The 6,644-nt window shown below is 64.4% G+C and carries 6 protein-coding genes and 1 pseudogene; 5 read left to right on the plus strand and 2 right to left on the minus strand.

Annotated features, from left to right (window positions below):
• Positions 1 to 275, minus strand: a pseudogene (locus VFA16_RS12595) (xanthine dehydrogenase family protein molybdopterin-binding subunit); the annotation flags it as partial.
• Between the two features lie 116 nt (positions 276 to 391).
• On the opposite strand from VFA16_RS12595, the gene VFA16_RS12600 reads away from it, so the two are divergent.
• From VFA16_RS12600 to VFA16_RS12610, 3 genes are read left to right on the plus strand one after another with little or no spacing between them, the layout of a single operon-like run.
• On the plus strand, positions 392 to 1,525 hold the full coding sequence (locus VFA16_RS12600) for an XdhC family protein (protein WP_324968132.1): 1,134 nt from the start codon (positions 392 to 394) through the stop codon (positions 1,523 to 1,525).
• Positions 1,525 to 2,100: a nucleotidyltransferase family protein gene (locus tag VFA16_RS12605; protein WP_324968133.1), complete on the plus strand. Its 576-nt coding sequence runs from the start codon at positions 1,525 to 1,527 to the stop codon at positions 2,098 to 2,100. The genes VFA16_RS12600 and VFA16_RS12605 overlap by 1 nt, the downstream gene beginning before the upstream one ends.
• Before the next feature lie 44 nt (positions 2,101 to 2,144).
• A complete protein-coding gene (locus VFA16_RS12610) occupies positions 2,145 to 2,753 on the plus strand; it encodes a TetR/AcrR family transcriptional regulator (protein WP_324968137.1) in 609 nt (202 codons plus the stop codon).
• Between the two features lie 4 nt (positions 2,754 to 2,757).
• Here VFA16_RS12610 and VFA16_RS12615 read toward each other — a convergent pair whose 3' ends face one another.
• Positions 2,758 to 3,498: a cutinase family protein gene (locus VFA16_RS12615; protein ID WP_324968134.1), complete on the minus strand. Its 741-nt coding sequence runs from the start codon at positions 3,496 to 3,498 to the stop codon at positions 2,758 to 2,760.
• Positions 3,499 to 3,726: 228 nt separating this feature from the next.
• Between VFA16_RS12615 and VFA16_RS12620 the strand changes: the two genes are divergently transcribed.
• Both VFA16_RS12620 and VFA16_RS12625 read left to right on the plus strand, forming a co-directional pair.
• A complete protein-coding gene (locus VFA16_RS12620; RefSeq protein ID WP_324968135.1) occupies positions 3,727 to 4,173 on the plus strand; it encodes an MmpS family transport accessory protein in 447 nt (148 codons plus the stop codon).
• On the plus strand, positions 4,170 to 6,644 hold a 2,475-nt coding region (locus VFA16_RS12625; RefSeq protein WP_324968136.1), incomplete at its 3' end, for an MMPL family transporter. The genes VFA16_RS12620 and VFA16_RS12625, both read left to right, overlap by 4 nt.

Consider the following 6,644-nt stretch of genomic DNA (forward strand, 5'->3'; position numbering starts at 1 on the left):
ACGTCCTTGCCCGCCACCGCGTGCCAGGCCTCGTGGACTCCGGGGTTGAGGTCGGCGGCGACGAACACTGCACGCACCCCGGGCAGCGCCAGCGCGGCCGAGGCGTCGATGCGGTTGATGCGGGCCCGCGCGAACGGGCTGCGCACAAAGCAGGCATGCAGCATGCCCGGTCGCGCAACGTCGTCGACGAAGGTGCCCCGACCGGTGAGCAGGCGGGTGTCCTCCACCCGCTGGACCCGGGTGCCGGCATACCGCGCTGCGACGGTTTCAGTCATCCAGGGCGCTCCACTTCCTCGCCAATCCAACTGCTATCGGATTACGAGAAGCACAGTATCATTTTGGAGAGTGCCATTATCGCACGTAGACGCGGGGCAGGGAAGGGCGCGAGCGGGTGCGGGACGTACTGGCGGAATTGCTGCGGATCTGGCGCGCCGGCGACACCGCCGGCGTCGCCACGGTGGTCCGCACGTTGCGCTCCGCGCCGCGACCGGCAGGCGCGGTGATGGTGGTCGCGCCCGACGGGACGGTCACCGGCTCGGTATCGGGCGGCTGCGTGGAGGGCGCGGTCTACGAGCTGGCCACCGAGGTGGTGCGAACCGGGCGCCCGGAACTGCAGCGCTACGGCATCAGCGGCGACGACGCTTTCGCAGTGGGCCTTACCTGCGGCGGGGAGATCGACGTCTTCGCTGAACCGGTGTCGCGGCGCACTTTTCCGCAGCTGCAGGCGGTGGCCGACGACATCGCCGCCCACCGCCCGACCGCGGTCGCCACCGTCATCGCCCACCCGGACCCGGCCTGGCTGGGGCGACGGCTGGTGCTCACCGCCGACGCGGTCGACGGGTCGCTGGGCTCGGCGCGTGCCGATGCCGCGGTCACCGACGACGCCCGTGGCCTGCTCGCCGCGGGCCGTACCGCCGTGCTGACGTACGGTCCGGACGGTCAACGCCAGGACGCCGGTATGGAGGTGTTCGTGGCCAGCCACGCGCCGCCGCCCCGGATGCTGATCTTCGGCGCGATCGACTTCGCCGCGGCGCTCGCACGACAAGGCGCTTTCCTCGGATACCGCGTCACCGTGTGCGACGCTCGTCCGGTGTTTGCCACCACCGCGCGGTTTCCCGACGCCGACGAGGTGGTCGCCGAGTGGCCGGACCGCTACTTGCGTGCCCAGGCCGAGCAGGGCGCGATCGACTGGCGCACCGTGGTCTGCGTGCTCACCCACGACCCGAAGTTCGATGTGCCGCTGCTGCAGGTGGCGCTGCGGCTACCGCAGCTCGCCTACGTCGGCGCAATGGGATCGCGCCGCACGCACGAAGACCGGTTGAACCGACTGCGCGAAGCGGGGCTCACCGAGGCCGAACTGACGCGGCTCGCCAGCCCGATCGGCCTGGACCTCGGAGCTCGCACACCCGAGGAAACCGCGGTGTCGATCGCCGCCGAGATCATCGCGCGCTGCTGGGGCGGCGGCGGTCGTCCGCTCACCGAAGTCGACGGACGCATCCACCACGACACCACCACGCGCCGGTGATGATGCAGAGCGAAGCGATGAGGAGGAGCGGCGCAATAAAACCCCGTATTGTCGGGGTATTGCTGGCTGCCGGCGCCGGACGCCGCTACGGCAAGCCCAAAGTGCTGGTCGATGACTGGCTGGCCACCTCAGTTACGGCGCTCTACGACGGCGGCTGCGACGACGTGGTCCTGGTCCTCGGCGCCGCCGAGGTTCCGACACCGCCGGGTGTCACGGCAGTCACCGCGCCCGACTGGCAGGACGGCATCAGCGCTTCGGTGCGCACCGGCCTGGCCCAAGCCGACTCCATGCACGCCGACTACGCGGTGCTGCATGTCGTCGACACCCCTGACGTTGGCGCGGCGGTCGTTGGGCGAGTTCTCAAGCGCACCTTGGCATCTGACAGCGGACTGGCCCGCGCGTATTTCGGCGACCAGCCCGGGCATCCCGTCGTGCTGGCCCGCCAGCACTGGCCCGCTGTGCTGGCCTGCATCAGCGGCGACCATGGCGCGGCGGCCTACTTGCGCAGTCGCGACGACGTCGAACACGTCGAGTGCGGCGACCTGGCCACCGGTCGCGACATTGACGAACCGTAACGGCCGTGCAGTACGGTACTGGTCTGTACTACCAAATGGGTTCTATCGTGGGCGCTGTGACCCAAATCGCCGACACCGCCGCAGATGCCTCGCCGTGGTCGCCCCGGGAAAGCGAGCTGCTCGCAGTCACGTTGCGGCTGCTGCAGGAACATGGATATGACCGGTTGACCGTCGACGCGGTGGCGGCCACCGCCCGGGCCAGCAAGGCCACCGTCTATCGGCGCTGGCCGTCGAAAGCCGAACTGGTGCTGGCCGCGTTCATCGAGGGCATCCGGCAAGTCGCCGTCGCACCCGAGACCGGCACCCTTCGCGGCGACTTGATGCGAGTGGGGGAAGTGATCTGCGAGCACGGCCGCCAGCACGCCAGCACTATCCGCGCAGTGCTTGTTGAGGTGTCGCGCAACCCGGCACTCAACGACGTCATGCAGCACGAGTTCCTCGTCCAGCGCAAGGCCTTGATCCGGCGCATTCTGCAACAAGCCGTCGACCGCGGTGAGATCGATGAGGCCGCCATCAACGACGAACTCTGGGACCTGCTGCCCGGCTACCTCATCTTCCGGTCCATCATTCCCGGCCGGCTACCCACCACGGAGACCGTGCGAGCCCTCGTCGACGACGTCATCGTCCCGAGCCTCACTCGGCCCGGGGGCTAACCAGTTACAGGTGGCTCACGGCGAAGGCCGCGGCGTCGTTCGTCATGCCGTTCGACAGATACGCAATGTGCGCGAAGCTGGGTTGCCCACCGGGCGCACCATTGCAGATTGTGTCGTCAGGAGCGCACAAATCGATGGTCTTGGGGGCATACAGCGGACCGATCGTGATGGGCGGAGCGCCGTTCTCGGTTAGAAACTGATTCGAGGGTCGTCCGAAAAGCGTCACTGCAGCAACGTGATTGGCGACCTCCGGTGGCATCGGCTTGGGCAGGTACGAGACGTACTGAGCAGGTACTTCCTTCGGTATGGCAGCCGAGGTGACGAAGCCGGCGAGGGCCGCGCCTTGCGAGTATCCGCCGAGCACGATCCGGGTGTTGGGGCAGTTCGCGGCGGTGGACTCGATATGAGCGCCTGCGTCGTAGAGCCCGTCGACGAAAGTTCTGGCGAACTCTAGGCCCGCTCCGAAATCGCTGCTGGCCGCGTAGTTGACCGGATACACACTGACTGACCGGCCACCGGCCTGTGAATTGAGTGCGTCGACGAAGGCCTGTCCCACTCCGCCCACACCAGGCGACTCAGCGGTGCCGCGCGCGAACACCACCTCGACGTCGGGGCACGGCTGCGCGGATGCGGATGGCGCGGGTGGGCTTGCCAGCAGCGCTCCGGTGGCCACCACCACCGCACCAAGGAGACGAAGCCGTGTGCTTAACGCGGGCTTCGGCCGGCGTGCCCGTTGATTGCGCATAGATCTGGCGTCGTTCATTGCCAACCCCCACTGTCTGGCTCAATCCCGACCAGATGCCAACGCTACAGACAACCGATGACGCAGGTAAGCAGATGCAGAACTGGCAGTCGCTCGGTTATCTGTTGTGGTGTCCGGAACGGTACCGTACTGTTATTGCCGTCGACTCCTCGTGGCGGACGGGATGACTCGCGCAAGCGACCTCTCGCCGGTTACCGAAAGGCCCAAAAGGTGGCTGGGATTTCACTGACCCACGTCGTGAGGCGCTGGTGGATAGTGCTGGTCACCGCCGCAGTGCTGGCGCTCGCGGGGTTCGGCGTATCTCGGCTGCACGGCATCTTCGGATCACACAACGACACGTCCACTCCGACCGGCGTGCTGAACGACAGCGTGCCGTTCAACCCCAAACACGTGGTGTACGAGGTCTTCGGTGATCCCGGGGCGGTGGCAACCATCAACTACCAAGACATCCATGCTGCGCCGCAGCGCGTCGACCACGTGCCGCTGCCGTGGAAGTACGAGGCCACCACCACAGACCCTGCGGTCATCGCCAACCTGACCGCTCAAGGCAACAGCAGCACGCTCGGCTGTCGCATCGTTATCAACGGCGAGGTCAAGGACGAGAGGACGGTCAACGAAGTGAACGCCTACACGTTCTGTCTGGACAAATCCGGATGAGCAACCCCAACGCCATCCCGCATACCATCCGCCGGCTTGCGGTGCCGATCGTCCTGTTCTGGCTGGGCGTGGCTGCGTTCACGAACATTGCGGTCCCACGGCTGGAGGCCGTTGCCCAAGCGCATCAGGTCGGCATGAGTTCGCCGAGCGCACCGGGACTGCAGGCGATGAAACACATCGGCAAGGTGTTCCGCCAGTTCGATTCCGACAGTGCGGCGATGATCGTGCTGGAAGGCGACAAGCCCCTCGGTGATGACTCCCACCGGTTCTACGACACCTTGATCCGGCGACTCGAGGCCGACAAGAAGCACGTCGAGCACATCCAGGACTTCTGGGGGGATCCGCTGACGGCGTCCGCCTCCCAAAGCAACGACGGCAAGGCGGCATTGGTTCAGGTGTATCTGGCCGGCAATCAAGGCGACGCTCTATCGGCCGAATCGATCGACGCGGTGCGGGACGTCGTCGACCACATGCCACCACCCAAGGGCGTCAAGGCTTATGTCACCGGCGCGGCACCGCTGATCACCGATCAGTTCGAGGTCGGCAACAAAGGAATCATTAAGGTCACGATCATCACATTCTTGGTGATCGTGATCATGTTGGCTTGGGTCTATCGGTCCGCCGTCACCACGCTGGTCGTGCTACTCACGGTCCTCGTCGAACTGGCTGCGGCGCGGGGAGTCGTGGCCGTTCTGGGAAACCTCAATCTCATTGAGCTGTCGACTTTTTCGGTCAATATCCTCACGTTGCTGGCGATCGCCGCCGGGACGGACTACGCGATATTCGTCTATGGCCGCTATCACGAGGCACGCGGAGCCGGCGAGGAGCGAAAGACAGCCTTCGACACGATGTTTCACGGCACCGCCCACGTCGTGTTGGGCTCGGGACTGACCATCACTGGGGCAGTATTTTGCCTGAAGTTTGCTCGCCAGCCTTACTTTGAATCCATGGGCATTCCCTCAGCAGTGGGGATGCTGGTTTCGGTTCTGACCGCGCTCACCCTGGCCCCCGCCGTACTCGCGGTGGGCAGTCGGTTCGGTCTGCTGGAACCCAGGGTCACGATGAGGACGCGGGGATGGCGGCGCATCGGCACCGCCATCGTGCGCTGGCCGGCTCCCATTTTTGCGGTGACAATCGCTGTCGCGCTTATCGGTCTGCTTGCCCTGCCGGGATACAAGACGAGTTACGACTCCAAGCCCTACTTGCCGGCCGCGACGCCGGCGAAGGTCGGATATGCGGCTGCGGAGCGGCATTTTTCGCAGGCCCGGCTGAATCCCGAGCTGCTGATGGTCGAGGCCGATCATGACCTGCGTGATCCGGCCGACATGCTGGTCTTGGAGAGGGTGGCCAAAAACGTCTTCCACACTCCCGGTATCGCGAAGGTGCAGGCGATTACCCGGCCCCTCGGGACGCCGCTCGACCACAGCTCGATACCGTTTCAGCTCAGCCAGCAAAGCGTCGGTCAAGTCATGAACCTGAAGTACCAGAAAGACCGCGCAGCCGACCTCCTCAAACAGGCCGCCGAGCTGAGGAAAACGATCAACATCTTGCAGCAGCAATATGCACTCCAACAGCAGTCAGCGGCCGCGACGCACGAGCAGACCCAAAGCTTTCACGACACGATTGACACCATCAATGAACTCCGCGACAAGATCGCCGATTTCGACGACTTCTTCCGACCGATTCGAAGTTACTTCTACTGGGAGAAGCACTGCTACGACATCCCGGTTTGCTTCGCCTTGAGAAGCGTCTTCGACGCGATCGACGGCATCGACGAACTCGCCGACCAGTTCGTCAGCATTACTGCGTCTTTAGACAAACTGGATGCGCTCCAGCCGAAACTGGTGGCGCTGATACCGCCCCAGATCAACAGCCAGATGACGAATTTGGAACTGACGCTCTCCAACTACGCGACGAACTCCGGGATCAACAACCAGTCGGCGTACGCCAACGACAACCCTGCCGCCATGGGACAAGCCTTCGACAAGGCCAAAAACGACGACTCCTTCTACCTGCCTCCGGAGGTTTTCTCCAACCCAGATTTCAAGCGGGGCCTGAAACTCTTCATGTCACCGGACGGCAAGGCCGCCGAGATGATCATCACCCATGAAGGTAACCCCGCGACTCTGCAGGGCATATCGCATATCGACTTAATTAAGAATGCGGCAAAAGAGTCCGTGAAGGGAACTCCCCTTGAGGGCTCGCACATCTATGTCGCCGGAACGGCGGCGAGCTACAAAGACATCCAGGAATCGGTCAAATATGACCTGATGATCGTCGGAATCGCAGCGCTAAGCCTGATTCTGCTCATCATGATGATCATCACCCGAAGCCTGGTCGCCGCGATCGTCATTGTGGGCACCGTGGCCCTGTCGCTGGGCGCCTCGTTCGGGCTCTCCGTGCTGCTCTGGCAGGACATTCTCGGCATTCAGCTGTATTGGGTAGTGCTGGCGCTGGCCGTCATTCTGCTG

The sequence above is a fragment of the Mycobacterium sp. genome (genome assembly GCF_035653355.1).
Taxonomy (GTDB): Bacteria; Actinomycetota; Actinomycetes; order Mycobacteriales; family Mycobacteriaceae; genus Mycobacterium.